Source organism: Paraburkholderia phymatum, assembly GCF_040965635.1.
Classification (GTDB): Bacteria; Pseudomonadota; Gammaproteobacteria; order Burkholderiales; family Burkholderiaceae; genus Paraburkholderia; species Paraburkholderia phymatum_B.
In genome coordinates this window covers 343,666-369,642 of the sequence record NZ_JBFRCH010000001.1, presented here as the reverse complement: position 1 = coordinate 369,642, position 25,977 = coordinate 343,666, and the positions used below count along the sequence as shown (strand labels likewise).

28 protein-coding genes are annotated in these 25,977 nt (G+C 63.3%); 6 read left to right on the top strand and 22 right to left on the bottom strand.

From position 1 onward, the window contains the following. Together AB4Y32_RS01700 and AB4Y32_RS01695 are read right to left on the bottom strand one after the other, a co-directional pair. Positions 1-666 carry an SCO family protein gene (locus AB4Y32_RS01700; protein WP_368719674.1) on the bottom strand — a complete coding sequence of 222 codons (666 nt, stop codon included), beginning with the start codon at positions 664-666 and terminating at the stop codon, positions 1-3. A gap of 70 nt (positions 667-736) precedes the next feature. After that, entirely contained in the window at positions 737-1,498 is a 762-nt protein-coding gene (locus AB4Y32_RS01695) for an SURF1 family protein (RefSeq protein WP_368719673.1), read from the bottom strand. Between the two features lie 87 nt (positions 1,499-1,585). Between AB4Y32_RS01695 and AB4Y32_RS01690 the strand changes: the two genes are divergently transcribed. Continuing rightward, a complete protein-coding gene (locus AB4Y32_RS01690; protein WP_368719672.1) occupies positions 1,586-1,795 on the top strand; it encodes a twin transmembrane helix small protein in 210 nt (69 codons plus the stop codon). Positions 1,796-2,155: 360 nt separating this feature from the next. On the opposite strand, the gene AB4Y32_RS01685 is transcribed toward AB4Y32_RS01690, so the two are convergent. The 8 genes from AB4Y32_RS01685 to AB4Y32_RS01650 form a co-directional block, all read right to left on the bottom strand. Next, positions 2,156-3,013, bottom strand: a complete 858-nt coding sequence (locus AB4Y32_RS01685; protein WP_368719671.1) for a cytochrome c oxidase subunit 3 — start codon at positions 3,011-3,013, stop codon at positions 2,156-2,158. Positions 3,014-3,181: 168 nt separating this feature from the next. Then, entirely contained in the window at positions 3,182-3,391 is a 210-nt protein-coding gene (locus AB4Y32_RS01680; RefSeq protein WP_368719670.1) for a DUF2970 domain-containing protein, read from the bottom strand. A 37-nt stretch (positions 3,392-3,428) separates the two neighbouring features. After that, positions 3,429-4,040, bottom strand: a complete 612-nt coding sequence (locus AB4Y32_RS01675) for a cytochrome c oxidase assembly protein (protein WP_368719669.1) — start codon at positions 4,038-4,040, stop codon at positions 3,429-3,431. 51 nt (positions 4,041-4,091) lie between these two features. Next, positions 4,092-4,226 carry a cytochrome oxidase small assembly protein gene (locus tag AB4Y32_RS01670; protein WP_342932346.1) on the bottom strand — a complete coding sequence of 45 codons (135 nt, stop codon included), beginning with the start codon at positions 4,224-4,226 and terminating at the stop codon, positions 4,092-4,094. Positions 4,227-4,326: 100 nt separating this feature from the next. Continuing rightward, positions 4,327-5,940 (bottom strand): cytochrome c oxidase subunit I, encoded by a 1,614-nt coding sequence (ctaD, locus tag AB4Y32_RS01665; RefSeq protein WP_368719668.1) that lies wholly within the window; start codon positions 5,938-5,940, stop codon positions 4,327-4,329. 45 nt (positions 5,941-5,985) lie between these two features. Then, complete coding sequence (gene coxB, locus AB4Y32_RS01660) at positions 5,986-7,659, bottom strand: cytochrome c oxidase subunit II (protein WP_368719667.1); 1,674 nt, start codon at positions 7,657-7,659, stop codon at positions 5,986-5,988. A gap of 77 nt (positions 7,660-7,736) precedes the next feature. After that, a complete protein-coding gene (locus AB4Y32_RS01655) occupies positions 7,737-8,210 on the bottom strand; it encodes a DUF2244 domain-containing protein (protein WP_368719666.1) in 474 nt (157 codons plus the stop codon). 267 nt (positions 8,211-8,477) lie between these two features. Next, on the bottom strand, positions 8,478-9,443 hold the full coding sequence (locus AB4Y32_RS01650; protein ID WP_368719665.1) for a methyltransferase domain-containing protein: 966 nt from the start codon (positions 9,441-9,443) through the stop codon (positions 8,478-8,480). Between the two features lie 83 nt (positions 9,444-9,526). Between AB4Y32_RS01650 and AB4Y32_RS01645 the strand changes: the two genes are divergently transcribed. Together AB4Y32_RS01645 and trmL are read left to right on the top strand one after the other, a co-directional pair. Beyond that, on the top strand, positions 9,527-10,333 hold the full coding sequence (locus AB4Y32_RS01645) for a ComF family protein (RefSeq protein WP_439899702.1): 807 nt from the start codon (positions 9,527-9,529) through the stop codon (positions 10,331-10,333). 18 nt (positions 10,334-10,351) lie between these two features. Further along, positions 10,352-10,822: a tRNA (uridine(34)/cytosine(34)/5-carboxymethylaminomethyluridine(34)-2'-O)-methyltransferase TrmL gene (gene trmL / locus AB4Y32_RS01640; protein ID WP_368719664.1), complete on the top strand. Its 471-nt coding sequence runs from the start codon at positions 10,352-10,354 to the stop codon at positions 10,820-10,822. Here trmL and AB4Y32_RS01635 read toward each other — a convergent pair. From AB4Y32_RS01635 to AB4Y32_RS01615, 5 genes are all read right to left on the bottom strand, one after another. Beyond that, complete coding sequence (locus AB4Y32_RS01635; RefSeq protein ID WP_368719663.1) at positions 10,795-11,346, bottom strand: O-acetyl-ADP-ribose deacetylase; 552 nt, start codon at positions 11,344-11,346, stop codon at positions 10,795-10,797. The genes trmL and AB4Y32_RS01635 overlap by 28 nt on opposite strands. 157 nt (positions 11,347-11,503) lie before the next feature. Continuing rightward, positions 11,504-12,502 (bottom strand): NAD(P)H-dependent glycerol-3-phosphate dehydrogenase, encoded by a 999-nt coding sequence (locus tag AB4Y32_RS01630; RefSeq protein ID WP_368719662.1) that lies wholly within the window; start codon positions 12,500-12,502, stop codon positions 11,504-11,506. A gap of 21 nt (positions 12,503-12,523) precedes the next feature. After that, positions 12,524-12,994 carry a protein-export chaperone SecB gene (gene secB / locus AB4Y32_RS01625; RefSeq protein ID WP_087734183.1) on the bottom strand — a complete coding sequence of 157 codons (471 nt, stop codon included), beginning with the start codon at positions 12,992-12,994 and terminating at the stop codon, positions 12,524-12,526. Positions 12,995-13,193: 199 nt separating this feature from the next. Next, on the bottom strand, positions 13,194-13,457 hold the full coding sequence (gene grxC, locus AB4Y32_RS01620) for a glutaredoxin 3 (protein WP_087734184.1): 264 nt from the start codon (positions 13,455-13,457) through the stop codon (positions 13,194-13,196). Then, a complete protein-coding gene (locus AB4Y32_RS01615; RefSeq protein WP_368719661.1) occupies positions 13,454-13,879 on the bottom strand; it encodes a rhodanese-like domain-containing protein in 426 nt (141 codons plus the stop codon). Before AB4Y32_RS01615 ends, grxC begins: the two co-directional genes overlap by 4 nt. Positions 13,880-14,043: 164 nt before the next feature. On the opposite strand from AB4Y32_RS01615, the gene gpmA reads away from it, so the two are divergent. The 3 genes from gpmA to AB4Y32_RS01600 all read left to right on the top strand — a co-directional run bounded on the left by gpmA (position 14,044) and on the right by AB4Y32_RS01600 (position 17,728). After that, positions 14,044-14,790 carry a 2,3-diphosphoglycerate-dependent phosphoglycerate mutase gene (gpmA, locus tag AB4Y32_RS01610; RefSeq protein WP_368719660.1) on the top strand — a complete coding sequence of 249 codons (747 nt, stop codon included), beginning with the start codon at positions 14,044-14,046 and terminating at the stop codon, positions 14,788-14,790. Positions 14,791-15,240: 450 nt separating this feature from the next. Further along, positions 15,241-16,833, top strand: coding sequence for a S41 family peptidase (locus AB4Y32_RS01605; RefSeq protein ID WP_368719659.1), 1,593 nt, complete (start codon positions 15,241-15,243; stop codon positions 16,831-16,833). A gap of 136 nt (positions 16,834-16,969) precedes the next feature. Beyond that, positions 16,970-17,728 (top strand): ThiF family adenylyltransferase, encoded by a 759-nt coding sequence (locus AB4Y32_RS01600; RefSeq protein WP_368719658.1) that lies wholly within the window; start codon positions 16,970-16,972, stop codon positions 17,726-17,728. 79 nt (positions 17,729-17,807) lie between these two features. On the opposite strand, the gene ptsP is transcribed toward AB4Y32_RS01600, so the two are convergent. From ptsP to AB4Y32_RS01565, 7 genes are all read right to left on the bottom strand, one after another. Beyond that, a complete protein-coding gene (ptsP, locus tag AB4Y32_RS01595; RefSeq protein WP_368719657.1) occupies positions 17,808-19,547 on the bottom strand; it encodes a phosphoenolpyruvate--protein phosphotransferase in 1,740 nt (579 codons plus the stop codon). 330 nt (positions 19,548-19,877) lie between these two features. Beyond that, positions 19,878-20,147: an HPr family phosphocarrier protein gene (locus AB4Y32_RS01590; RefSeq protein ID WP_368719656.1), complete on the bottom strand. Its 270-nt coding sequence runs from the start codon at positions 20,145-20,147 to the stop codon at positions 19,878-19,880. Positions 20,148-20,243: 96 nt separating this feature from the next. Next, entirely contained in the window at positions 20,244-20,756 is a 513-nt protein-coding gene (locus AB4Y32_RS01585) for a PTS sugar transporter subunit IIA (RefSeq protein ID WP_342942526.1), read from the bottom strand. 286 nt (positions 20,757-21,042) lie between these two features. Further along, positions 21,043-21,999 (bottom strand): glutathione synthase, encoded by a 957-nt coding sequence (gene gshB, locus AB4Y32_RS01580; RefSeq protein ID WP_368719655.1) that lies wholly within the window; start codon positions 21,997-21,999, stop codon positions 21,043-21,045. A 219-nt stretch (positions 22,000-22,218) separates the two neighbouring features. Further along, positions 22,219-23,508, bottom strand: coding sequence for a glutamate--cysteine ligase (gshA, locus tag AB4Y32_RS01575; RefSeq protein ID WP_368719654.1), 1,290 nt, complete (start codon positions 23,506-23,508; stop codon positions 22,219-22,221). A gap of 297 nt (positions 23,509-23,805) precedes the next feature. Then, positions 23,806-25,311: an ammonium transporter gene (locus AB4Y32_RS01570; protein ID WP_368719653.1), complete on the bottom strand. Its 1,506-nt coding sequence runs from the start codon at positions 25,309-25,311 to the stop codon at positions 23,806-23,808. A gap of 26 nt (positions 25,312-25,337) precedes the next feature. Beyond that, a complete protein-coding gene (locus tag AB4Y32_RS01565; RefSeq protein WP_020566534.1) occupies positions 25,338-25,676 on the bottom strand; it encodes a P-II family nitrogen regulator in 339 nt (112 codons plus the stop codon). Between the last annotated feature and the right edge of the window lie 301 nt (positions 25,677-25,977).

The window sequence follows — 25,977 nt, the reverse complement described above, 5'->3', positions numbered from 1 at the left end:
TTAGCCGATACCCGAATACTTCAGCAGCTTCGTGACGTCACCCTTGATCTTGCTCGGGTCCGGGTCTTTCGGGAAACGCATCATCAGATTGCCGTTCGGGTCGACCATGTAGATGTGATCGGTGATCCGGGTGCCGTCGTCGTCGGCGGGCAGCCACGCGGCCACGTCCTTCGGATCGGCGATCAGCATCTCGGTATCGTTGTAGGCCTTATCGACGATGTCGGGCACCTTTCCGGCATCCGTGCGCAGAAACACGTTGACGATGCGCTCACGTTCGGCCCCCTGGGTCGCGCGCACCTGACGCATGAAGTACAGCTTCGTCACGCAGGGCTTGCCGCACGCACTGCTGTCGACGGAAACCATCAGCCAGTGGCCGCGCAGCGACGCGAGTTTCATCGGCTTGCCGTCTTCGCCCGTCACGACCAGCGATTCGGGAATGGGACGCTGCGGCTCGACCAGCTTCCCATAGCTCGTCGTGCCGCCCGTCGGCTTGATGACGAAGTACGCAATGTAAGCGCCGATCGCCGGCGCCGCGCAGACGAACGCGATCAGCAGCATCATCCAGCGGCCGCGCTGCCATGAGCCCTTGCCGGCCGCCTGGCGACGCGTCGTGCCCTGCGCTGGCTTCTGTCCTGCTTGCTGGGAGCGGGGGTTCTGCGTCGACACTACTGATCCTCTTTCAATGATGGTGCTGTTGGTGGTGCTTCCTGAGGTTCTCCGAAGCGCCCGTCGAGCATTATGCGTGCGGCGCCTTTTCGTTGTTGGCGCTGCCCTCGGCGCTCGCGTTCTGCGCGAGATTCTCGTGCTTCGCGGCACGTCGGGCCGCATAGAGGCCGAACGCAACGGCGGCTGCGGCCATGGTCCACCACTGGAACATATAGCCGTAGTTGCGTTCGACGCCCGACGTCTGCGTGGGCCAGTCGCGCACGAGCCCGTCGCCGTCGTCGCTGATCTGCTGGATCACGAAAGACTGCAGCGGCAGGCCTGTTTCCGCGGCATACGACGCGACATCGAGATTCTGACGAATCGTCTGATGCGCCGCCGAGCCGCCCTCGCCGAGTTCAAATGCGCGGGTCGCGTCGGCGCGCGCGATCCCTTCGATTTCGACCTCGCCCTTCGGCGTGCCGTATGGCGCGATCGTCGTGCGTTCGTTCGTGTTGCGCGGCAGCCAGCCGCGATTGACGAGCACATAGCCGCCGTCACGCAGTTTAAAGGGCATCACGACGTAAAAGCCCGGCTGGTCGTTATACGGGCGATTATCGAGGTACACCACTTGCTGCGGCATGAACTGTCCGACGGCCCGCACGCGATGAAACTCAATCGTCTTCAGCTCAACCGGCGCGGCACCGACGGTCTGCGCGGGCGCGTTCTCGAACTGCGTGATTTGCGCCTGCAGCGCTTCCTTCTGATGCGCACGATCACGCTGCCAGAAGCCGAGGCGCACCGTCACGGCGACGACGATCAGAATTAGCAGCGTGGGGATCAGACGAATCTTCATCGTGCAATTTCGGCGGAAAGACGAACCATTGCTCGCGGTGCGATAATGAAGCCGTTGCCTTCGCTTTCCTGAATTTCAGTTGCTTCCATGCACATTCTCGTTCCCATCGCTTTCGCTATGATCATCGCCAGCATGGTGTCTGCGCTGTACTTCATGATGCACGACCGCGGCAGGACGAAGCGCATGGTGTGGTCGCTGGCGACGCGTGTCGGTCTGTCGATTTCGCTGTTCCTGTTCATCCTGTTCGCGCACTGGATGGGCTGGATTCAATCGACTGGCATTCCGTACGGCCGCTGACGCACCCCGCCGACAGTCCACGACGCGCTTTCCGCAAACGCCGCGTGTCCATGACATGCGCTTCACGACGCTTGGGCTACCGCGTGTCGACGCGCGCCGTCTCAATTTGAGGGCGAAGTATGCCACTTATTTTCGCGACGATCCGGCAATACACCCTTTCGCGATCGGTGAAATTCCTACTCTAGCAAACAAAACGCCGCCCCGACGGAGTCGAGGGCGGCGCTGCTGAGACCCTTGCGTGGCTGCTTTCAGTGCCGCGCGCTCGAGATGCGAGCCGCGTTAGCCGCCGGATGCCTGTGGCGTGTTCTTGCGTCGATATGACGCACGACGCGAGGACCTCCGAAGCTCGGAAAAAAACGCTTACAGCCAGTACACGACGACGTATAGACCCAGCCATACGACGTCGACGAAGTGCCAATACCACGCCGCGCCTTCGAACGCGAAGTGATGGTCCGCCGTGAAGTGGCCGCGGATCAACCGGATCATCACCACCGTCAGCATCGTGCCGCCGAGGAACACGTGGAAGCCGTGGAAGCCCGTCAGCAGGAAGAACGTCGAGCCGTACACGCCGGACGCAAGCGTCAGGTTTAGTTCGTTGTACGCGTGGAAGTACTCGAAGCCCTGCATGAACAGGAACGTGACGCCCAGCACGACCGTCGCCGCGAGCCATGCGATGGCCTTCGAGCGATGATTCTCGCGCAGCGCGTGGTGCGAGACCGTCAGCGTCGCGCCCGACGACAGGAGCAGCGCCGTGTTGATGGTCGGCACGGGCCACGGCGTCATCGACTTGAAGTGCGACACCAGATCAGCCGGGCCGATGTTCGGCCACACCGCCGAAAAGTCCGGCCAGATCAACTTGTAGTCGAGGCTGCCGAGCTGATGCATAGCGATCGCGCGCGCATAGAACAGCGCACCGAAGAACGCGCCGAAGAACATCACTTCCGAGAAGATGAACCAGCTCATGCTCCATCGGAACGACGTGTCGACGCGCTTGCCGTACATGCCGCCTTCCGATTCGGAGATGGCGTCGCCGAACCAGTGATACAGCACGAAGAGCAGCCACAGCAGACCGATCAGCGCCGTGATGGGCGCCCACGGCTCACCGTTCACCCACGACGCAAACGATCCGAGCAGGATCAGCAGCCCAGCCGCCGCGCTGATCGGATGCCGCGACGGATGCGGTATGAAATAGTACGGGCTATCGTTTTGACCGCTCATTCTTGATTCTCCACTTCAGTCCAGTTGTTCCGCTTGGTCCGGTTGGCTCCGCAGCCGCCCGCGCCGCTCTCCGGCTCTCTCTGCAACGTCCAACGGCGCGCTTCGCTGCGCCACTCCTCTCCGGTCCGTCAGGGCGTCGAAGCGACCGCCCTTGCTCCACTTCATCGTCTAGCCGACCACCACGCGCACGATCAGGATCAACACCCCGATAAAGATCGCCGCGCCGATCAGCGCCGCGACGATCACATGCAGCGGGTTGAGCTGCGTTGCGTCCGCTTCGAGGTCGCGCCGTTTGCGCACGCCGAAAAACGACCACATCACGGCTTTCATCGACTGGCCGAAACTGCTCTTCCTGCCGCCGCCACCGCTATCGCTCATATCCTCGCCTTCTTTGGGCAAGCGTTCCTGTTACGTGTCATGCGGGGTTCGACGCCTTCGCGTTGTCAGCCGCCTGACCTTCCGACCCGCGCGGCGCTGCCGCGGGCGTGTTCAATTCGAAGAACGTGTACGAAAGCGTGATCGTCTTCACGTCCTTCGGCAATTTCGGATCGACGAGGAACACCACCGGCATCCGCTTCGATTCGTTCGCCTTCAAGGTCTGCTGCGTAAAGCAAAAGCACTCGATCTTCCTGAAGTACTCGGTGGCCTGCTTCGGCGCGTAGCTCGGAATGGCCTGCGCCTGAATCGTGCGCCCCTGCTGGTTCGTCACGTCGTACATCACCGTCGTCACTTCGCCCGGATGCACGTCGATGCTGTTCTGCTCCGGCTTGAAACCGAGCGGGCCGCGCGCGTTCGCATCGAACTCGATCGAAATCGTGCGGCTCATGTCGACCTGCGTATTCTTCGCCTCGCGCGCCGTTGCGTCGCGCTGCACGAGATTGTTGATGCCCGTGACCTCGCAGATCGCGCGATACATTGGTATCAGCGCAAACCCGAAACCGAACATCAGAAACGCGACGACGACAAGCTTGAACAGCATCGAGCGGTTAAAAGAACGATCGGCCCCAGTGGGCGGTTGCGTCGACATCGAACTTCCTCAACAGATCGCGTGCACAGGTGATCGACTCGTCACGACAGGTCAGGAAAACCAGACCTGCTTGACGATGGCACCCAGAAAAAAGACGGCGACGATAACAAGCAGAATCAGACCGAGTCGCAGATTGCCAGCGCGAATTTCTTCGGGCGTACGTCTTTTTTGTGGATTCCGGGTCATGCTGAATTTCGCGAACCTTCGTTGCTGTGCAGTGCTTCGGTTCATGTTCCGCTCCGGCGCTGCGTTTGCCGGAGCGGAGCTTCGAAGACTGCCTGATCGATTATTCGACCGTCGGCGGGTTTTCGAACGTGTGGAACGGAGCCGGGCTCGGCACGGTCCATTCGAGGCCCGTTGCGCCGTCCCACGGCTTGTCCGACGCCTTTTCGAGTTCGCCGCCGCCGCGATAAGCGGGCAGCGCGACTGCGAACAGGAAGTACACCTGCGCGAGACCGAAGCCGAACGCGCCGATCGTGATGACCTGGTTCCAGTCGGCGAACTGCGCCGGATAGTCGGCGTAGCGACGCGGCATGCCGGCCAGACCGACGAAGTGCATCGGCAGGAACGCGAGGTTGAAGAAGATCAGCGATGCCCAGAAGTGGATCTTGCCGCGCGTCTCGTTGTACATCCAGCCCGTCCACTTCGGCGACCAGTAGTACCAGCCGGCAAAAAGCCCGAACAACGAGCCCGCCACCAGCACGTAGTGGAAGTGCGCGACCACGAAGTACGTGCCGTGATACTGGATGTCGAGCGGCGCCATCGCGAGCATCAGCCCCGTCAGGCCGCCGAACGTGAACACGAACAGGAAGCCCACCGCGAACAGCATCGGCGTTTCGAACGTCAGCGAACCGCGCCACATCGTCGCGACCCAGTTGAACACCTTCACGCCCGTCGGCACCGCGATCAGCATCGTCGCGTACATGAAGAACAGCTGGCCCGTGACAGGCATGCCCGTCGCGAACATGTGGTGCGCCCAGACCATGAATGACAAGATCGCGATCGACGCCGTCGCGTACACCATCGAGCTATAGCCGAACAGCGGCTTGCGCGCGAACGCCGGGATCACCTGCGACACGATACCGAACGCCGGCAAGATCATGATGTACACCTCGGGGTGCCCGAAGAACCAGAAGATGTGCTGGTACATCACCGGGTCGCCGCCGCCTGCCGCGTTGAAGAACGACGTACCGAAGTGGCGGTCGAACAGCACCATCGTGATCGCGCCCGCGAGCACCGGCATCACGGCGATCAGCAGGTACGCGGTGATCAGCCACGTCCACACGAACATCGGCATCTTCATCAGCGTGAGGCCGGGTGCGCGCATGTTCAGGATCGTGACGACGATGTTGATGCCGCCCATGATCGAGGACGCGCCCATGATGTGGACCGCGAAGATCGCGAAGTCCATGCCCGGGCCCATCTGCGTGGACAGCGGCGCGTACAGCGTCCAGCCGGCGGCCGTCGCGCCGCCCGGCGTGAAGAACGAGCCGACCAGCAGCACGGCAGCGACGGGCAGCAGCCAGAAGCTGAAGTTGTTCATCCGCGCGAAGGCCATGTCCGATGCGCCGATCTGCAGCGGAATCATCCAGTTCGCGAAGCCGACGAAGGCCGGCATGATCGCGCCGAACACCATGATGAGGCCGTGCATGGTGGTCAGCTGGTTGAAGAACTCGGGACGCATGATCTGCAGACCCGGCTCGAACAGTTCGGCGCGGATTCCCAGCGCCATCACGCCCCCTGACAGGAACATGATGAACGAGAAGAGCAGGTACAGCGTACCGATGTCCTTGTGGTTGGTCGCGAACAACCAGCGACGCCAGCCGTGCGGCGTCGCGTGCGCGTGGTCGCCGTGGACGTGCTCGTGCCCCGCGGTTACATCGTGTCCGATGCTAGACATGACAATCTCCTAAATCGAATGCTGCTTTTCTCTGACTGTGACACGTCAGGCCGCTGGGCTGATCTCGACCCGGCGCGCTTCCTTCGCGTCCGCACCGCCCGTGATCGTCTCCGGCTTCTTCAAAATAATGTGGTCTTCGGCGATGCCTGCTGCCTTGAGCGCATCGCGCACGGCTTCTGCACGCGCCTTCGCGAGCTTCGCGTTCTTGTCGACCGAACCCGTTGAGTCCGTGTAGCCCGACAGCGTGAACTTCGCATCGGGATGCGCCTTCGCGTACGCGGCGGCTGCATCGACAGCGACCTTCGCGTCGGCGGGCAACGTGCTCTTGTTCGTTTCGAAGTAGATCGTGGCGGGCAGCGACGTTTGCGGCGCCGATGCCGCTGCATTGTCCGAAGCGCCCGATGCCGCCGCGGGAGCCGATGCGCCCGCTTCGCCGCTTGCCGCTGCCGCGCCGCTCGCCCCTTGCGCGCCGCTCGCAGCCGTTGCCTCCGACGCTGCCGCCGCCGCTGCGCCCGCGAGGTGATCGCCACCCGACGGCAGACGGCCGTTGCGTGCATCCGCGACCTGCTTCGGCTGCAGGATGTCGCCTGTGTGGTTGCCCCACGAATTGCGCTCGAACGTGATGACGGATGCGATCTCGACGTCATTCAGCGTCGGCGCCCACGACGGCATCGCGTTCTTGCCCTTCAGCACGATGCTCACGTGATCGGCGAGCGGGCCGTTCGCGACCTTGCTGCCGTCGAGCGCGGGGAACGCGCCGCCGCCCTTGCCCGTCGGCTGGTGGCAGACCGCGCAGTTCGACGCGTACACCTTGCCGCCGCGCTCCGTCAACTCGGCCAGCGTGTAGGTCTTGTTGGGATCGTCCTGGCCCGCGGCCATTTTCTTCTTCTCGTCGTCGACCCACTTCGCGTAGTCGTCATCGGACAGCACGTTCACGACGACGGGCATGTACGCGTGCTCCTTGCCGCAGAGTTCCGTGCAGAAGCCGCGATACGTGCCGACCTTCTCGGCCTTGAACCACGTGTCGCGCACGAAGCCGGGAATCGCGTCCTGCTTCACGCCGAACGCCGGCACGTACCACGAGTGAACGACGTCGTTCGCAGTGGTGATGATGCGGATCTTCTTGTTGACAGGCACGACGAGCGGGTTGTCGACTTCCTGCAGATAGGTATCCGTGATCGGCTGCTGACCGTTGACCTCGCTACGCGGCGTGGTCAGCGTCGACAGGAAGCTGATGCCTTCGCCGGGACCCTTCACGTAGTCGTAGCCCCACTTCCATTGGTAGCCAGTGACCTTGACGGTCAGGTCGGCGTTGGAGGTGTCCTTCATCGCGACGACGGTCCGCGTGGCAGGCAGCGCCATCAGGACGACGATGATGAACGGGACAACGGTCCAGATGATTTCGACGGTGGTGCTTTCGTGGAAATTGGCGGCCTTGTGACCCTTCGATTTGCGGTGCGCGAAGATCGAATAGAACATCACGCCGAACACGCCGATGAAGATGATCGTACAGAGGATCAGCATCAGCGTATGGAGGCTGTAGAGCTCCTCAGCGATTCTGGTCACTGGCGGCTGGAGATTGATCTCATTGACGCTGGGGCCGCCTGGACTGTCGCCGACTGCAAGGGCGGCGCCGGCGAAGAGCAGCCCGCTACACGCCAGCACGCCCGTGAGGGCTCGCTTGATTGTTTTCATAGCTTCCTTACCCAAAATTTCCATTCAAACCCTCGACCCCGCTGGAAGGCTGCCCCTCGTCCTCTGGAATGGCGCGTGATTCAATGCGCAACTTTTGACGCCTAACACTGCCTGAGCCACAGACGCAGTTCGTCGGCGAATTGCGCGCGCCGATATTGCGCAAGATGCTGCCCGACCGCAACCGTCTCGCCCCGCGACACCAGCTTGATGTAATCGCGCGGCGCCGCTCCCCGTTCGACACGCACCCAGCGCGGATTGAATTCGAACTGCGTGAGCTGCTCGGCGCTGACCTGTTCGATCACGAGCCGGTTTGGAAACAGCCGGATGCGTTCGTAATCGACGGCATGGCGCGCATAGACCGCAAATGCAGCGCCGACAGCGAGCAACTCGATACCCGTGAACGGCAACACCAGCCACGCGCCGCACAGGACCAGCAGGAATGCTATCAACAGCGAGAATGCCGCGAGCGAGACATAGAAGAACACGAATTGCCGCGGCGACACCGAACAATTGCGCTTCATCGTCCAGTCCTTGAGGACGGGTTCCGACTCAGCAAGCAGATCGGTTGCATTCATCGCTGCCTCCCGCGAACCGCCGTCATCGCATACCGCCAATGCCATTCACGCCCAGCAACTACGGCTGCCCGAATCGCAAACGCCCCGGGCCTGTCGCTCCAATTGTGGGGACATTGAGCGACAAACTGACGCATTATAGGGCCGATCTATGGCATCCACAAGCAATGCCCTATCGGCCGCCAAGCCAAGCTGCACAAGCTTCTGCGCCGTTTTGACGCAGTTTTTGACGTGGTAATCCCAGACATAACAGATGTCATCTTTACCGCCTCAACGATTCTTCTGCCGCCCCCGCCCTATGTCTTCGATTCGCACGATTCCGTGCCCTTCGGGGGTCGTCCGAGGCACGGCCTTCCATGCGTGTCCGTAGATCACCTCGAAGGTCAGAGGGATCGTGCCATCGGCGCGCCGGCGCGCTTCGAGCGCTGCGAGCAGCGCCTTGTGCATGCGCCTCGACCCGACACCCGGCAACCCTTCGCGCTGCAACGGATAAGCGCCCCAACGGCGCACATCGGCGAGCAGCGATTCAGGCGACTTGTAGGTGATGGTCAGCGTCTCCTGGTCCATCACGGGGATTTCGAAGCCACTTTCGACAAGCATATCGCCCAGATCGTGCATGTCTACGAAGTCGATTACATGTTTGTGCGTATTGACGCCGTGCGCCGCTTCGATCTCGGCATAAGCTCCGCGCAGTTCTTTCAGCGTGTCGGGTCCGAGCGTGCTGAACATCAACAGGCCGTTGACCTTCAGCACGCGCTGCCACTCAGGGAAAACGAGATCGGGCCGCGAATGCCAATGCAGCGCGAGGTTGGACCAGATGAATTCGAATGCACCCGACGCGAAAGGCAGCGCGGAAAAATCGGCTTGAGCAAAGCGCGGACCGCGTGAGCCGAGCGCCTTGCCAAGCGATGCGGGCAGAAAGCGCCGCCAGCTGGTATCGGTGGCGTCGTGCCTGACGGCGCGCGCGAGCATCGCTTGCGAGAGATCGGTGCCGAACACGGGCGCTTCGGGAAAGCGCTCGCGCAGCGAAAGGAGATCGTCGCCGGCGCCGCAGCCCGCATCGAGCACCTGCGCCGGATTCACCTTGATGTAGTCGAGCCGTTCGCGCATGCGCTGCGCGATCTCGCGCGGCAGGAACGCGACGTCGTCGAACGTGGCGGCCCGGCGGTCGAAAATCTTCCGAATGCGGCGCGAATCATAGGCCGGACGGCTAGTTTCGGTGACAGACACGGTCATTGGAGTCGTACGGACGAAGAGTGCGAAGTATACTCGCTCGATTCCGTCCCTTCAGTGTCAGCGGCCTTCGGAGGCGTGTCGATATGCCGAATTGGGCTTTTCGGTGGTCCCGCTCAGGCGGTTCGCGCCACGCGTTTCGCGAACGGTTCGTCGGCGTCGCGCAACGTTCGATCTCGACACTGCCGACGCTCGCGCGGGTTGCGCTGCCGAATCTCTGCGCGTTATGCGGCAATATGTCGCATCGAACGCTGTGCGGATTTTGCGACGAATCATGGTGGAACGAAGCGCGACTGCGCTGCACCGTGTGCGCGGTTCCGCTGAGCGGCTTTCGGCGCGCGAGCGTCACGCGATATCGCTGCGGCAACTGCATCGCGACACCGCCTTCGTTCGACGCGACGCTCGCCGTCGCCGACTATCGCGCGCCGCTGGATGCGCTTGCAGTCGGGTTGAAGTTTCGCGCGCGGCTCGCGCTCGCGCACGAGTTCGCGCGGCGCCTCGCGTGGTCCGCAGCGGACGCGCTCGACGAACGCGACCGCCCCGACGTCGTCGCGCCCGTTCCGCTTTCGGCGCGGCGGCTCATCGAGCGCGGCTACAACCAGGCGTGGGAAATCGCGCGACCCTGTGCGAAAGCGATGGGTGCTCGCAGCGATGCTGCGCTCGTGCACCGCGTGATCGACACGGCGCCGCAATCGAAGCTCGATCGCGAGGCGCGCAGGCAGAATGTCGGCCGGGCGTTCGAGGTCGCCAAGCCGGTTAAGGGCCTGCATGTCGCCGTCGTCGACGATGTGATGACGACGGGCGCCACGCTCGACGCGCTGGCCCGCACGCTGAAGGCAGCAGGCGCGCGCCGCGTGACCAACCTGGTCGCGCTTCGGACGCCAAAAAACTAGTTTTCAACTCACCCGCTTATGTTCAACGTCGTTCTCGTCGAGCCTGAAATTCCGCCGAACACCGGCAACGTGATCCGCCTGTGCGCGAACACGGGCGCGCGCCTGCATCTGATCGAACCGCTCGGCTTTCCGCTCGATGACGCGAAGATGCGCCGCGCCGGTCTCGACTACCACGAGTACGCGAAGATGCAGGTGCATCGCGATTGGGACGCGCTGATCGAAAGCGAGTCGCCTGACCTTGCGCGCATGTTCGCGTTCACGACGCGCGGCTCGAGTCCATTTCATTCGCACGCGTTCAGGCCGGGAGACTGGTTCGTGTTCGGCGCGGAAACGCGCGGCCTGCCGGATTCCGTACTGAACCGCTTTCCGAACGAACAGCGCGTGCGGCTGCCGATGCGTCCCGGCAATCGCAGCCTGAATCTGTCGAATACCGTAGCCGTCGTCGTGTTCGAGGCGTGGCGTCAGGCGGGGTTCGAGGGCGGCGCCTGAAGGCGTCGTTCGAATTCGGTCCGGTAGCGCGAGAACATCGTTTCGTCGAAACACGCGAAGATCACGCGTTCGACGAGAGGCACCTTGGGCAACATGTCGGTCGTGGCTTGAACGGCAATGCGCACCGCGTCGTCGGCGGGGAAGCGATAGACGCCGCAGCTGATCGCGGGAAACGCAATGCTCGTCGCGCTCGCGTCCTGCGCGAGTTCTAGCGAGCGCCGGTAGCACGAAGCCAGCAGTACCGCCTCGCCACGCTCGCCGCCGTGCCACACGGGGCCGACCGCGTGAATCACATGACGCGCCTTCAACCGGTAACCGCCCGTTATCTTCGCGTCGCCCGTCACGCAGCCGCCTAGCCGCTCGCATTCGCGCAGCAGATCGGGACCCGCTGCGCGGTGGATCGCGCCATCCACGCCACCGCCGCCCAGCAATGACGTGTTCGCCGCGTTGACGATCGCGTCGACGTCGAGCGTCGTGATATCGACGACACGCGTTTCGAGCGTGCAACTGCCAATGGTGAGCATGGGAAAACCTCCAGATTCAATACAGCATCGATAGGAGGTGGACAGCAAAAGAAGCGAGCCGTTCGGCGCGAAGCGTTACCGGCTGCGTAAAACACTTTCGGGCGATTTGCAGCGATCAGGCTTCTACACGCCGATCGGCAAGGTGCGCGACGCGCTTCTACTCGGCCTTCGCGTCACGGCGCAGCAGCGCGCTGACGGCGTCGCGCGGCGCCACGCTGTTGAACAGCACATCGCAGACGGCGCCCGTGATCGGCATGTCGATACCGTTGGCCTGCGCGATCGAGAGCACGCCGCGGGCGCAGCGCACGCCCTCGGCGACATGCCCAAGCGCGTTGAGAATATCGTCGAGCGAGCGGCCGTTTGCGAGCTGCATGCCGACCGTGCGGTTGCGCGACAGATCGCCCGTCGCCGTCAGGATCAGGTCGCCGAGGCCGGTGAGGCCCGTGAATGTTTCGGCGCGGCCACCGAGCGCCGTACCCAGACGCGACATTTCGGCGAGACCGCGCGTGATCAGCGCCGCGCGCGCATTCAGACCGAGTCCGAGGCCATCGCCGATGCCCGTCGCGATCGCGAGCACGTTCTTCACCGCGCCGCCGACTTCGACGCCGATCACGTCATCGCCGCTATAGATGCGCATCGCACCGTGATGAAACGCCGCGACGGTCCGCTCGCGGCACGCCGCCGACGCGCTCGCCACCGTCAATGCGACGGGCAGCCCCTTCCCGACCTCGCGTGCGAAGCTCGGCCCGGACAGCGTGCCGTTGCTCGTGTGCCCGCTCAACTCCTGCGCGACGACCTGATGCGGCAGCAGTTGCGTATCCGCTTCGAAGCCCTTGCAGAGCCACACGATATGCGCCGGCACCTTGCCCGAGTCGCGCATCGTGCGCAGCATCGCGCGCAAGCCCGCGACGGGCGTGGCGATCACGCACAGCGCGTCATCGGCGAGCGCGTGATTCAGTGCGACATCGAGATTCGCTTCGAAGCGAAGTGCGGGCGGCAACTTGACGCCCGCCAGATAGCGGGCGTTTTCGCGCGATGTGGAGAGTTCGGCGACGAGCGTGGCATCGCGCGCCCAGAGCACCGTATCGTGCCGAGCGGCCAGATGACCGGCGAGTGCGGTGCCCCATGCACCGGCGCCGAGAACGGCGACCTTCATACCCGGCACCGCCTGCATGCGTCAGTGCTTGGCGGTGCTCTGCGCGCCGCCTTCCTGCGCAGCGATCTGCGCAATGCGCTGCTCGTACAGCGCCTGGAAGTTGATTTCGGCGAGATGGATGGGCGGGAAGCCTGCGCGGGTGATCGCATCGGCGATGTTCGAGCGCAGGTACGGGAACAGGATGGTCGGGCATGCAATGCCGACGAGCGGATCGATCTGTTCAGCCGGGATGTTGCGGATGTCGAAAATGCCGGCCTGCTTCGCTTCGATCAGGAACGCGACCTTGTCGTTGACCTTCGCCGTCACCGTGCCCGTGACGAGAATTTCGAACACCGTGTCCGCGAGGCGCTCAGCCTTCACATCGACTTCGACTTCAACCGACGGCATTTCCTGCTCGAGGAAAATAGCCGGCGAATTCGGCTGCTCGAGCGACATGTCTTTCAGGTAGATGCGCTGGATATTGAAGAACGGCTGGTTGTTATCGTCGGACATGGTTCTCTACTCCCTAAATTTCGTTGCGGCGGACGGTTGCCGCCAGATCTCGTTGTGCTGCGGGCCGCCCAGAGGGACAGCCTCAAACCGGCCGGTGCAAATGCTGTAGCCGTGTTGCCCGGCCTTCTGTTGTTCGCTACCGCGTGCCGCGATGGACGCGGCGCGCAAGACGTGCGATTGGCGCCTCGAAGCCGCCTTGTTATGCGACAGCTTCGAGCAGCGGCGTCAGACCGCCCGCGCGATCGAGCGCGGACAGATCGTCATAACCTCCAACGTGCGTCTCACCGATGTACACCTGCGGCACCGTGCGACGGCCCGTGCGCGTCATCATTTCCTGACGGCGCGCCGGGTCCTTGTCGATCAGCACCTTTTCGATGTGCTCGACGCCGCGCGACTTTAGTAGACGTTCGGCCATCTGGCAATACGGGCACACCTGCGTGCTGTACATGATCACCTTGTTCACTTCGCAACTCCTTGTTTGACGACGGGCATGCCCGCTTGCTGCCAGGCGTCGACGCCGCCTTCCAGCACGTGCACCTCCGCGTAGCCCGCGTCGCGCACGATGCGTGCCGCCCTGTTCGACTGCTGTCCGGTTTGGCAGACCAGCAGCACCGGGTTGCTCTTATTCTTCACGAGTTGGCCGACTTTCGCTTGCAGCTCGCCAAACTCGACGTGCCGCGCCGACGGCAGGTGTCCCTTCGCATAGTCCGCTGCGGAACGCAGATCGACGACGACGGCGTTACGCCGGTTGATAAGCTGCGTGGCGGCAGCCGCCGAGAGGCCGCCGCGTCCACGGCGTGCGATCGTCGGCCACAGGAGCAACGCCCCGGAGATGAGGGCAACCGCGATCAGTACAAGGTTCGTGTAATCGGTGAAAAACTTCACGGAAGATCCGCCGGAAAAAAAGGAAGAAATCGGGTTAAATCGGAAAGGGCAATCCGACCATTATAAAATAACCGTCTGACGCGATGGCGATCGCCAGCCGCTGGCTGCGATGGCGCCACGATTTCGCCCCCGATTACCGCTTCCTTACTACCGACCGGCACGACATGTACAAACTCGTTCTCATCCGCCACGGCGAATCGACGTGGAATAAGGAAAACCGCTTCACCGGCTGGGTCGACGTCGACCTGACCGAACAGGGTAACCTCGAAGCGCAGCAGGCAGGCACGCTGCTCAAAGACTCGGGCTACACGTTCGACATTGCGTACACCTCAGTGCTCAAGCGCGCGATCCGCACGCTGTGGCACGTGCAGGACAAGATGGACCTGATGTACCTGCCCGTCGTGCACTCGTGGCGCCTCAACGAGCGTCACTACGGCGCCCTGTCGGGCCTGAACAAGGCCGAAACGGCGGCGAAGTTCGGCGACGACCAGGTGCTGGTCTGGCGCCGCAGCTACGACACGCCGCCGCCCGCGCTGGAACCGACCGACGAGCGCACGTCGTACGACGATCCGCGCTACGCGAAGGTGCTGCGCGAGGAATTGCCGCTCACCGAGTGCCTGAAGGACACGGTGGCGCGCGTAATGCCCATCTGGAACGAATCCATCGCACCCGCGATCAAGACGGGCCGCAAGGTGCTGATCGCCGCGCACGGCAATTCGATCCGCGCGCTGGTCAAGTATCTGGACAACATTTCCGATTCGGACATCGTCGGACTGAACATTCCGAACGGCGTGCCCCTCGTCTATGAACTGGACGAAGACCTGAAGCCGATCAAGCACTACTACCTCGGCGATCAGGAAGCGATCGCGAAGGCGCAAGCCGCTGTCGCCAAACAGGGCAAGGCGGGCTGATGCGGCCATCGCCACGGCTCGTTGCGACTCGCGGCGAGCCGTGGTTTTTCCATGGTTTCCGGCGCTTTCGGGTGAATGCCGCTCTTTCCCGCCCTCGCGCGCTCCATGATTCGCGGCTGCTCTTTTCTGACGGCATTGCCACGTATGGGCCATGTTCGCGCCATCCCGATGCCGCATGATGAAGCCGTCGCAGACAACGCTCGCGCAATCGATACCGGTGCATACGCAACGGTATCGGCAAAATGTGGCGCGCGTCAGGCCATTTTTGGCGCTTCGGACGTCCGCCAGCGCACATTGCTTCCCGCCCTTGCCGGCGATCCTTAGAACCTGCCTGCGCAATCGCTGTCGAATCTCGATCAACCCTCAGGTACGGGCCGTGCGAGCGTCACGTTATACTTGTCCGTCCTTTTCCTTTGACGCTGCCACCCGCATCCGACCGCAACATACTCTATGCGAAAGAACCTGAAATCCATCGGCCTTATCGCCGCGGGCCTCGCTACCGGCGTTTTTGCAACCCTGCAACTGAGCGCCTCGGCCCAGCAACCCGCGTCCGCGCCGTTGCCGCTCGACCAGTTGAGGCTCTTCGCCGAAGTCTTCGGGCAGATCAAGCATGAGTACGTGGAGCCGGTCGACGACAAAAAACTGCTGACGTCCGCGATCAAGGGCATGGTGTCGAGCCTCGATCCGCACTCGTCGTATCTCGACAAGTCCGACTACGAAGAACTGCAGGAGCAGACCAAGGGCCGCTTTGCGGGCCTCGGCATCGAGATCTCGCAGGAAGACGGCCTGATCAAGGTCATCTCGCCGATCGAGGACACGCCCGCGTTCCGCGCCGGCATCCGTCCGGGCGACCTGATCACCCGCATCAACGACAAGCCCGTGCGCGGCATGACGCTGGATAAAGCCGTCAAGCAGATGCGCGGCGACCCGGGCACCAAGGTCACGCTCACCATCTTCCGCAAGACCGACGACCGCACGTTCCCGCTCACGGTCACGCGCGCGGTCATCCGGGTCCAGAGCGTGAAGTCGAAGATCCTCGCGCCGGGCTACGCGTACGTGCGCATCACGAGCTTCCAGGAACGCACGACGCCTGACCTCGCCGCGAAGCTGCAGGACATCGCGCGCCAGCAGCCGAACCTGAAGGGCCTGATCCTCGATCTGCGCAACAACGGCGGCGGCCTGCTGCAAAGTGCCGTAGGTGTGGCCGGCACGTTCCTGCCGCCCGATTCCGTCGTCGTGTCGACGAACGGCCAGATTCCGGATTCGAAGCAGGTCTACCGCGATACCTTCGACAACTATCGCCTGCCGTCCTTCGACGGCGATCCGCTGAAGAATCTGCCGCCCGTCTTCAAGACCGTGCCGATGATCGTGCTGACCAACGCCTACTCGGCGTCGGCGTCCGAAATCGTCGCGGGCGCGCTGCAGGATCAGCATCGCGCGATGATCGTCGGCAAGACGACGTTCGGCAAGGGATCGGTGCAGACCGTGCGTCCGATGACGGCGGACACCGCACTGCGTCTGACCACGGCGTACTACTACACGCCGAGCGGCCGCTCGATCCAGAACAAGGGCATCCGGCCTGACATCGCCGTCGACCAGTATGCGGACGGCGACCCCGACGACGCACTCGTCACGCGAGAAGTCGACTACTCGAATCACCTTGCGAACACGCAGGACCCGAACGAGAAGAAGGAACAGGAACAGCGCGAACAGGAGCGCATGGACCAGTTGCGTCAGCTCGAAGAGCAGAACGACAAGAAGACGCCGGAACAGCGCGCGAAGGATCGCGATCGCAAGCCGATCGAGTTCGGTTCCGCTGACGACTTCATGCTGCAGCAAGGCCTGAACAAGCTCGAAGGCAAGCAGGTGGTCGAATCGAAGTCGCTGATGGAGCGGCGTCTCGCGCAGAACAAGCCGGCGCAATCGGCTTCGGCGCCCGTCGCCGTGAAGCCCGCGCTGCCCGCCACGCCGACGGCGACCACCCCGGCGGCGCCCGGTTCGGCTACAGCGCCGGCTTCGCAACCTGCTACGCCGAGCAAGTAAGCGCTACGGCGCATCCCCGGTGTCTTCGCGGCCAGTGCCGCGAAGACACCTTCCTCCGCGCGATTAAAATAACGAGAACCGCGCCGCCTCCCGTATCGAGCGAGCGCGACACATACGACACACGCCGCGCCCCGCCATGAACGACGATCAACTTCTGCGCTATTCCCGTCACATTCTCGTCGACGAACTCGGCATCGAGGCTCAGCAGAGCTTTCTCGACGCGCATGCGATCGTGGTCGGCGCAGGCGGCCTCGGCTCGCCAGCGGCGATGTATCTGGCGGCGTCGGGTGTCGGCAAGCTGACGCTCGTCGATGCCGATACCGTCGATCTCACCAATCTGCAGCGGCAGATCCTGCACGTCACGAAGTCGGTGGGACGGCTGAAGGTCGAATCGGGACGCGACACGATCGCGCAACTGAATCCGGATGTCGAAGTGAACGCGGTGGCCGAACGCGTCGACGATGCGTGGCTCGATCGCTCCGTGCCGCAAGCGACTGTCGTGCTCGACTGCACGGACAACTTCGCGACGCGCCACGCGATCAATCGCGCGTGCGTCGCGCACGGCGTGCCGCTCGTATCGGGCGCGGCGCTGCGTTTCGACGGCCAGATCAGCACATTCGATTTCCGCAACGACGACTCGCCGTGCTACGCGTGCGTGTTTCCGGAGGATCAGCCGTTCGAGGAAGTCGCGTGCTCGACGATGGGCGTGTTTGCGCCGACGGTCGGGATCATCGGCGCGATGCAGGCGGCGGAAGCGCTGCGCGTGATCGCGGGCGTCGGCGAGCCGCTGGTCGGCCGCCTGATGATGCTCGATTCGTTGCGGATGGAGTGGAACACGATGCGCATCGCGCGTCAGCGGGATTGCACCGTGTGCGGCGAGCGCGATCATTCATAAGAAAGAACCGCCGCAACGACTCATCTGATTTCGGGCGCTGGATCAATCAAGCCGAAGCGCCCGAACGAACAACTACAGCTCAAGCCCGCGCGACCCGTTCCAGCGCCGACTGCACCTCTTCAGGCTCGAATGCCGCGAGCACGTCGGCGACGGGCTTTTCCAGCGCCTTCAGATGCGAGCGCAGGATCTCCTGCTTCACGAGCAGCAACTGGCTCGGATGCATCGAAAATTCCGTCAGTCCCATGCCGAGCAACAGACGCGTCAGCGCCGGATCGCCCGCCATTTCCCCGCAGATCGACACCGGCACGCCCGCCCGCTTCGCCTCGCGCAGCGTGAGCGCGATCAGATGCAGCACGGCGGGATGCAGCGGGTCGTACAGATGCGCGACGGCGTTGTCGGCGCGATCGATCGCGAGCGTGTACTGGATCAGGTCGTTCGTGCCGATCGACAGGAAGTCGAGCCGCTTCAGGAACAGCGGCAACGCGATCGCCGCAGCGGGAATCTCGATCATCGCGCCGACGCGCACGTTCGGGTCGTAGGCGAGGCCTGCATCGTCGAGCTGGCGTTTGGCTTCCTGGATCAGATCGAGCGTCTGGTCGATCTCGCGTGCATGCGCGAGCATCGGAATCAGAATCTTCACTGCGCCATACGCCGACGCGCGCAGGATCGCGCGCAGTTGCGTCAGGAACATGTGCGGCTCGGACAGGCTCCAGCGGATCGCGCGAAGGCCGAGCGCCGGGTTCGGCGCCGTTTCGTATTCGTCGCCGATCGAATCGAGCGGCTTGTCAGCGCCGACGTCGATCGTGCGGATCGTCACGGGCATCCCGTTCATCAACTCGACCGCGCGCCTGTAGGCGGTGAACTGCTCCTCCTCTTCCGGCATCCCATGCTTCTGGTTCATGAAGAGGAACTCGGTACGGAACAGGCCGATGCCCGTCGCGCCCGCGTCGAGCGCCGACTGCGCGTCCTCGGGCAGCTCGATGTTCGCGCACAGCTCGATGCGCGTGCCGCACACCGTCTGCGTCGGCGAGAATTTCAGACGCTGAAGCTTGCGCGCCTCCAGCGCCTTCTCGCTCTGCCGGTACGAATATTCTTCGAGCACGATCGGCGCCGGATCGACGATCACGATGCCATGGTCGCCGTCGACGATGATCAGATCGTCCTGGCGGATCAGCGCGCTCGCGTGCTGCACACCGACCGTCGCGGGAATGCCGAGGCTGCGGGCGACGATCGCCGTATGCGACGTGCGGCCGCCCAGATCCGTGACGAAGCCCTGGAAGGTCTGCGTCTTGAACTGCATCATGTCGGCGGGCGCAATGTCGTGCGCGACCACGATCATTTCGTCGCAGCGGCCGTGGATGCTGACGAGCGAGCCCGTCGCGCCCGCGAGCGCCTTCAGCACGCGCTCGACCACCTGTTCGATGTCGGCTTTGCGCTCACGCAGATACTCGTCTTCCACTTCGTCGAAGTGGCGCGTCAGGCGTTCGAGCTGTTCCGTCAACGCCCATTCGACGTTGTAGCGGCGAGTGCGGATGAGGTCGATGGTTTCCTGAACGAGCATCGCATCGTTCAGGATCATTGAATGTACGTCGAGAAACGCGCCCATTTCGGTGGGCGCGTCGGCGGCCAGATCGGCGCGCAGTTCGTCGAGCTCCTGATGAACGACCCGCTGGGCCGCGCGAAAGCGCTCCACCTCGTCCTCGATCTGGGTGGGCTCGATCAGATAGTGGTCGACGTCCAGCGCAGCCGGGGCGATCAGATATGCCCGCCCGATGGCGATACCTCGTGACACGGGAATTCCATGCAGCGTGAACGACACGCGCACCTCCTCTAGTTGTGTAATGCCGCGGCAAACCGCTGCAGTGCTCTCAGACCCCGCCGATCATTATAAATTCCGTAGCGCGCCAAGGTGCTGTGCAGCGCAGCATCACGAGGCATGGCCTTCGACCGCGATGCTGTCGCCCGGCTTGCCATGTGCTTGCGTCGGGAATACATCGTTGGAACATCGATCTTCGGAATATGCGCAGCGGCACGATGGGGCAGCAAGCCTCATCCGACGGACAAACGCGGCCGTCAAAAAGAAAACGCCGCGACATCGCGGCGTCTCATTCAAAACGAAAGCGGGAGCGGATTTTTAACGGCAGATTTCTTATTGGCCTTCGCCGAATTTATCGGCGATCAGTTGAAGCAGTGCATCCATCGCTTCTTTCTCGTCCTCGCCTTCCGTCTCGATCAACACCGTACTGCCGATGCCCGCTGCCAGCATCATCACGCCCATGATGCTCTTCGCGTTGATGCGCCGGCCGCTGCGGCTCATCCAGATTTCCGCCTGGAAGTTGGCGGCAAGTTGCGTCAGCTTGGCCGATGCGCGAGCGTGCAGCCCCAGCTTGTTCACGATGGTTGTTTCTTGTTGCAGCATGTGTTGTTCCGATGCGCTGGTGTTGAAGTTATCGAGGTACACACAAAAACCCGCCACACGCGGCGCGCTTGCCGTGTGGCGGATGATATGCGGCGCTCACGCGTCGTTTGAATCGCAGCCGGACCCGTTGCCGGCCTTGCAGGTTTCGGCTAGTGCCTTGTCCGGCGGTAATGCGGGAATGCAATCAGCGGTGCTCGCGACGGGAACGGCGGGCGGCGGCGTCGCCGGTCCGACGGCTTGAATGCCTTTGGTCGCGCCCGCCAGCGCCTTGTCGACGAGCACATCGAGCGGCGTCGCGCGATAACAGACGGCGCGCACCAGCATCGGCAGATTCACGCCCGCCAACACGCGCACATCGGGAAGGGACGCGAGCCGGCCTGCAATGTTCGCCGGCGTCGCGCCGAACATGTCGGTCAACACAAGCGTGCCGTTTTCTTCCTTGAGCCTGTCGATCTCCGCATACGCGGACGAAACGACCTGTACGGGATCGCAATCGGGCGACACGTCGATGACGCCGATGCGGGCGGGCAAGCCGCCGTATATGTGCGCGACACACTCGCGTAGCGCTGTGGCGAAGGGAGCGTGCGCAATGATCAGAATGCCTGCCATGTCAGCCTTGCTGCAGAAAACCGCCCGGAAATCGCTGCCCTGCTTCCCGTGCGCCGCGCGTCAGATGGAAAGCCTTGCGCGGCAAGCGGGAAACGAGGCCCATCGAACTCGCCTGAGATCAGGCCGCCAAGGGGCCGGATCACGCTGCCCTTCACGGGCCGCTATCAGGCGAGCGGGCATTGTAACAGCCTCATTTTCGCGCTTTCGGCCTTTTCACGCCTGGCTGGCCGACAGCGCGAACCTTCATTGCCTTCAGTGCAGAACATGGCGGCGCACGCGCGCCGCTTCAACCGACGGCCTTCTCTAGCGCATCGATGAACATTGCCGCGACGTCGAACCCCGTCTGATCCATGATCTCGCGGAAGCAGGTCGGACTCGTGACATTCACTTCCGTCAGCCAGTCGCCGATCGCATCCAGCCCGACGAGTAACAGCCCGCGCGCGTTCAGCACCGGCCCGAGCGCTTCGGCGATCTCCCGATCGCGCGCCGTCAGCGATTGCGCAACGCCCAGACCGCCCGCCGCGAGATTGCCGCGCACCTCGCTGCCCTGCGGAATGCGCGCAAGCGAATACGGCACCGGCTCGCCGCCGATCAGCAGAATGCGCTTGTCGCCCGCCTTGATCTCGGGGATGAACTTCTGCGCCATCACCGAACGCGCGCCGTCGTGGCTCAGCATCTCGACGATCGAGCCGAGGTTCATGCCGTCCGCCTTCACGCGGAACACGCCCATGCCGCCCATGCCGTCAAGCGGCTTCAGGATCACGTCGCCGTGCTCTGCGTGGAAGGCGCGCAGACGGGCCGGATCGCGCGTGACGAGCGTCGGCGCGACGAACTGCGGGAACTCGCCGATCGCCATCTTTTCCGAATGGTCGCGAATCGCCTGCGGCTTGTTGAAGATGCGCGCGCCCGCGCGTTCCGCAAGTTCGAGCAGCCACGTCGACGTCACGTATTCCATGTCGAAGGGCGGGTCCTTGCGCATCAGCACCGCGCCGAAGCCCGCCAGCGCGCGCGCTTCGACTGGTTGCGCTTCGTACCAGACGTCGCGATGGCCGTCCGACTGATCGCCGACGATCTCAAAGCGATACACGTTCGCCTCGACGCCGGAGCCCGTCCACGCCAGATGCTCCGGCTCGCACGCGTAGAGCGTGTGACCGCGCTTCGCGGCCTCGGCCATCATCGCGTAGGTCGAATCCTTGTAGATCTTGAAGCGGGAAAGCGGGTCGGCGATGAAGAGAATATCCATGGAGTTCCTGATGCGCCCTCGCGGGCCGCGCGTTGTTCGATATAGCGTACGGCAAACGCGCCGATGCCGTGCGTCTGCGTGCCCGTCCGGCGGCATTCGATTCCGCCGGGGCAACAGCCTACCGTGAGTACGCCCGACATGCTTGCCGCGCGCCCGCCCGCATTCATTCTCCGGCGACGGGCTTGCACGCCTTGCCGGCAGCAACGGGCGCGCCCGCCGTCAGACCTGAATCGCCTCGGGATCGGTCTTTTCCAGTTCCACCGACGCCGCCAGCAGCCCCAGCCGCCCAACCACGCCATACATGTAGAAGCGGTTCGGCGGCGCGGCGCCCGGCTTCGCGTGCGCATCGGGGAGCGCCGTATGCTCGAAGCCGAGCGGCACGAAGTGCATGCCCGGCGCGTTCAGGTTCTGGTCGCGGTCGCGGCTGCCGTGCACGCGATAGAAACCGCCCACCACGTAACGGTCGATCATGTACACGACGGGCTCGGCCACCTCCTCGCCGATACGCTCGAACGTGTACACGCCTTCCTGCACGATCATGTCGTGCACTTCGAGCCCTTCCTTCGTGGTCGCCATCTTGGTGCGCTCGCGCTTCGTGAGCGCGGCCACTTCCGAAGCGTCATGCACCGTCATCACGCCCATGCCGTAGGTGCCCGCATCCGACTTGATGACGACATACGGCTTTTCGGAAATACCGTACTCGCGGTACTTCTTCGCGATCTTCTTCAGCACGCCGTCGATCGCGTCGGTAAGCGCTTCCTCACCCGTGCGCGCCTCGAAATCGACGCCTTCGACGTGCGCGAAGTACGGATTGATCATCCACGGATCGATTTCGACCATCTTCGCGAACTTCTTCGCGACGTCGTCGTAGCACGAGAAGTGCGTCGACTTGCGGCGCACGGCCCAGCCGGCGTGCAGTGGCGGCAGCACATATTGCTCGTGCAGGTTTTCGAGAATCGGCGGAATGCCGCCCGACAGGTCGTTGTTCAGCAGGATCGAGCACGGATCGAAGTTCTTCAGACCGATCCGGCGCGCCGAGCGCTCCAGCGGCTCAAGCACGATCTTCTGCCCGTCCGACAGCGAAATGGTGACGGGCCCGACGATGCTTTCGTCGAGCGTGCCGAAGCGGACGTTCAAGCCCGCCTGACGCATGATCGTCGCGAGCCGCGCGACGTTTTCCAGATAAAACGCATTGCGCGTGTGACGTTCGGGGATGACGAGCAGATTCTTCGCGTCCGGGCAGATCTTTTCGATCGACGCCATCGCCGCCTGTACGGCGAGCGGCAGCGTTTCCTGCGGCAGGTTGTTGAACGCGCCGGGAAAGAGGTTCGTGTCGACGGGCGCGAGCTTGAAGCCAGCGTTACGCAGATCGACCGAGCAATAGAACGGCGGCGTGTGCTCCTGCCATTCGAGGCGGAACCAGCGTTCGATGGCGGGCGTCGCGTCGAGGATCTTCCGCTCGAGGTCGAGCAGCGGACCGTTTAACGCCGTAACTAAATGCGGAACCATTGATCACTCGCAGACTGGAGAAAAAAGATTGTAGAGCAATTGCCCTGCCCATTTGGGGACGCTTTCTCCATTCGCAAGTTGTGGGTGAATGCATTCTCCCTATATCAACGATAGCCGGAAATCTGCTGTTTGTGAGACAAGATTGGGGCGCGCTCTGCGGGGCAGTCGGAGCTTTGCCGTACGTCCGGCATGCGGCTAGGACGAACTGCCGCAGCATGAAAAAAGCCCGCCGTGAAGGCGGGCCAAAGTCGCTGTGCTTGAACTTTTCGCAAATCCCGTTGCCGGGAGACGCTTGCCTTACTCGACGTGCTCGCCGTGCAGGATCACGTCCAGACCTTCGCGCTCTTCTTCTTCCGTCACGCGCAGGCCGATCGTCACGTCGATCAGCTTCAGCAGAATGAAGCTGATCACGCCGCTGTAGACGAGCGTCGTCAGAACGCCCTTCAACTGAAGGATGACGCTGCCGTCGAAGCCGCCGATGTCCTTGACCGCGAACACCCCCGTCAGGATCGCGCCGACGATACCGCCGATGCAGTGCACGCCGAAAGCGTCGAGCGAGTCGTCGTAGCCCATCTTGTGCTTGAGCCAGGTGGCCGACCAGAAGCAGACCACGCCCGCGATCAGGCCGATGGCGAGTGCGCCGCCCACGCCGACGAAGCCCGACGCAGGCGTGATCGCCACCAGGCCCGCCACCGCGCCCGACACGATGCCGAGCACCGACGGCTTACCCTTCGCGATCCATTCAGCGAACATCCAGCCGAGCGCCGCCATGGCCGTTGCAACCTGCGTCGTCAGCATCGCAAAACCGGCACGGCCGTCCGCCGCCACCGCCGAACCCGCGTTGAAGCCGAACCAGCCCACCCACAGCATCGACCCGCCGATCATCGTCAGCACGAGGTTGTGCGGCGCCATCGAGTCCTTGCCGTAGCCCGTGCGCTTGCCGAGCACGAGACAGCAGATCAGGCCCGCGACACCCGCGTTGATGTGCACCACCGTGCCGCCCGCGAAGTCGAGGATGCCTGCGCTAGCCAGCCAGCCCGTCGGTTCCCAGACCATGTGCGCGATCGGCGAGTAGACGATGATCGACCACAGCGTCATGAAGATCAGCATCGCGGAGAACTTCATGCGATCCGCGAATGCGCCCGTGATCAGCGCCGGCGTGATGATCGCGAACGTCATCTGGTAGACGAAATAGACGGATTCGGGAATGGTCGGCGCGAGGTGGCTGACGGTGAGCGTCGTCGCCTTGTCGCCCTTGATGTAGGCCATGCCGTGCAGCATCACGCGCGAGAAGCCGCCGAGGAACGAGCCGCCCGGCGTGAACGCGAGGCTGTAGCCGATCACGGTCCAGATCACCGTCACGAGACAGGTGATCGCGAAGCTCTGCATGACGGTCGCGAGCACGTTCTTCTTGCGGACCATGCCGGCGTAGAAGAGTGCGAGGCCGGGGATCGTCATGAACAGAACGAGCGCTGTGGAGGTCAGCATCCAGGCGGTGTCGCCGGAGTTGAGCTTCGACGAATCGACCGAGAACGGTGCCGTCGGCGCAGCGGGCGCCGCTTCCGAAGCCGCCGCCGCTGCCGATGCGTCAGCCGGTGCGCTGGCTGCGGGCGCCGCCGAAGCGTCCGCGGCGGGCGCGCTGGCTGCGGGCGCCGCAGCTGCATCCGACGAAGCCGGCGCGCTCGCCGTCGTGTCCGGGGCGGAAGCCGCGGCAGGCGCCGACGCGTCGTCCGCGAGGGCAGCGCCGATGCCGACCGACAGCAGCGAGCCGGCCATCAGCAGGGACATCAATAATTTACGCATCTTCAGTTTCCTCTTGTCGCTGTTTTTTACAGTGCGTCCGCGCCGGTCTCGCCGGTACGAATACGAATCACCTGTTCGATCGGCGTGACGAAAATCTTCCCGTCACCGATCTTGCCCGTCCGCGCCGCCCGCTCGATGGCTTCGATCGCCTGGTCGACGATGTCGTCCGACACGGCCGCTTCGATCTTCACCTTCGGCAGAAAGTCGACGACGTATTCCGCTCCCCGATACAACTCCGTGTGGCCCTTCTGACGTCCGAACCCTTTCACTTCCGTCACCGTAATGCCCGAGACGCCGATCGCCGACAGGGCTTCGCGCGCCTCATCGAGCTTGAACGGCTTGATGATTGCGGTAATGAGTTTCATGAAATCCTCGCTGTAGTGACTCAACCCGTTGCGTGACTTGCATTTGCCTTGCGCCCTGCTTTCGGTCACGGCCCCCGGAACCGCAGCAACGACGCATCTCCAGACGGCGTCCCGCCGGTGCGCGCGGCAGTAACAGCAACGTCCATGCCATGTTTGTGGCAAACTCCCGCCGGGCCTTATGGCACAAGGCTTTGCACGTTTACTTGTCCGGATGGCCAGTTCCGTTCGCGAGCGGTGGCGCGCCCTCGGGATCGTTGCTAGAGTGTTTGCAGGCTTGGGCCACGGGCGTACGCACCAAAGC

Coding starts and splice junctions, on each gene's coding strand:
- AB4Y32_RS01695 (WP_368719673.1), bottom strand. CDS start 1,498: ATGAAGATTCGTCTGATCCCCACGCTGCTAATTCTGATCGTCGTCGCC.
- AB4Y32_RS01690 (WP_368719672.1), top strand. CDS start 1,586: ATGCACATTCTCGTTCCCATCGCTTTCGCTATGATCATCGCCAGCATG.
- AB4Y32_RS01685 (WP_368719671.1), bottom strand. CDS start 3,013: ATGAGCGGTCAAAACGATAGCCCGTACTATTTCATACCGCATCCGTCG.
- AB4Y32_RS01680 (WP_368719670.1), bottom strand. CDS start 3,391: ATGAGCGATAGCGGTGGCGGCGGCAGGAAGAGCAGTTTCGGCCAGTCG.
- AB4Y32_RS01675 (WP_368719669.1), bottom strand. CDS start 4,040: ATGTCGACGCAACCGCCCACTGGGGCCGATCGTTCTTTTAACCGCTCG.
- AB4Y32_RS01670 (WP_342932346.1), bottom strand. CDS start 4,226: ATGACCCGGAATCCACAAAAAAGACGTACGCCCGAAGAAATTCGCGCT.
- ctaD (WP_368719668.1), bottom strand. CDS start 5,940: ATGTCTAGCATCGGACACGATGTAACCGCGGGGCACGAGCACGTCCAC.
- coxB (WP_368719667.1), bottom strand. CDS start 7,659: ATGGAAATTTTGGGTAAGGAAGCTATGAAAACAATCAAGCGAGCCCTC.
- AB4Y32_RS01655 (WP_368719666.1), bottom strand. CDS start 8,210: ATGAATGCAACCGATCTGCTTGCTGAGTCGGAACCCGTCCTCAAGGAC.
- AB4Y32_RS01650 (WP_368719665.1), bottom strand. CDS start 9,443: ATGACCGTGTCTGTCACCGAAACTAGCCGTCCGGCCTATGATTCGCGC.
- AB4Y32_RS01645 (WP_439899702.1), top strand. CDS start 9,527: ATGCCGAATTGGGCTTTTCGGTGGTCCCGCTCAGGCGGTTCGCGCCAC.
- trmL (WP_368719664.1), top strand. CDS start 10,352: ATGTTCAACGTCGTTCTCGTCGAGCCTGAAATTCCGCCGAACACCGGC.
- AB4Y32_RS01635 (WP_368719663.1), bottom strand. CDS start 11,346: ATGCTCACCATTGGCAGTTGCACGCTCGAAACGCGTGTCGTCGATATC.
- AB4Y32_RS01630 (WP_368719662.1), bottom strand. CDS start 12,502: ATGAAGGTCGCCGTTCTCGGCGCCGGTGCATGGGGCACCGCACTCGCC.
- secB (WP_087734183.1), bottom strand. CDS start 12,994: ATGTCCGACGATAACAACCAGCCGTTCTTCAATATCCAGCGCATCTAC.
- gpmA (WP_368719660.1), top strand. CDS start 14,044: ATGTACAAACTCGTTCTCATCCGCCACGGCGAATCGACGTGGAATAAG.
- AB4Y32_RS01605 (WP_368719659.1), top strand. CDS start 15,241: ATGCGAAAGAACCTGAAATCCATCGGCCTTATCGCCGCGGGCCTCGCT.
- AB4Y32_RS01600 (WP_368719658.1), top strand. CDS start 16,970: ATGAACGACGATCAACTTCTGCGCTATTCCCGTCACATTCTCGTCGAC.
- AB4Y32_RS01590 (WP_368719656.1), bottom strand. CDS start 20,147: ATGCTGCAACAAGAAACAACCATCGTGAACAAGCTGGGGCTGCACGCT.
- AB4Y32_RS01585 (WP_342942526.1), bottom strand. CDS start 20,756: ATGGCAGGCATTCTGATCATTGCGCACGCTCCCTTCGCCACAGCGCTA.
- gshB (WP_368719655.1), bottom strand. CDS start 21,999: ATGGATATTCTCTTCATCGCCGACCCGCTTTCCCGCTTCAAGATCTAC.
- gshA (WP_368719654.1), bottom strand. CDS start 23,508: ATGGTTCCGCATTTAGTTACGGCGTTAAACGGTCCGCTGCTCGACCTC.
- AB4Y32_RS01570 (WP_368719653.1), bottom strand. CDS start 25,311: ATGCGTAAATTATTGATGTCCCTGCTGATGGCCGGCTCGCTGCTGTCG.
- AB4Y32_RS01565 (WP_020566534.1), bottom strand. CDS start 25,676: ATGAAACTCATTACCGCAATCATCAAGCCGTTCAAGCTCGATGAGGCG.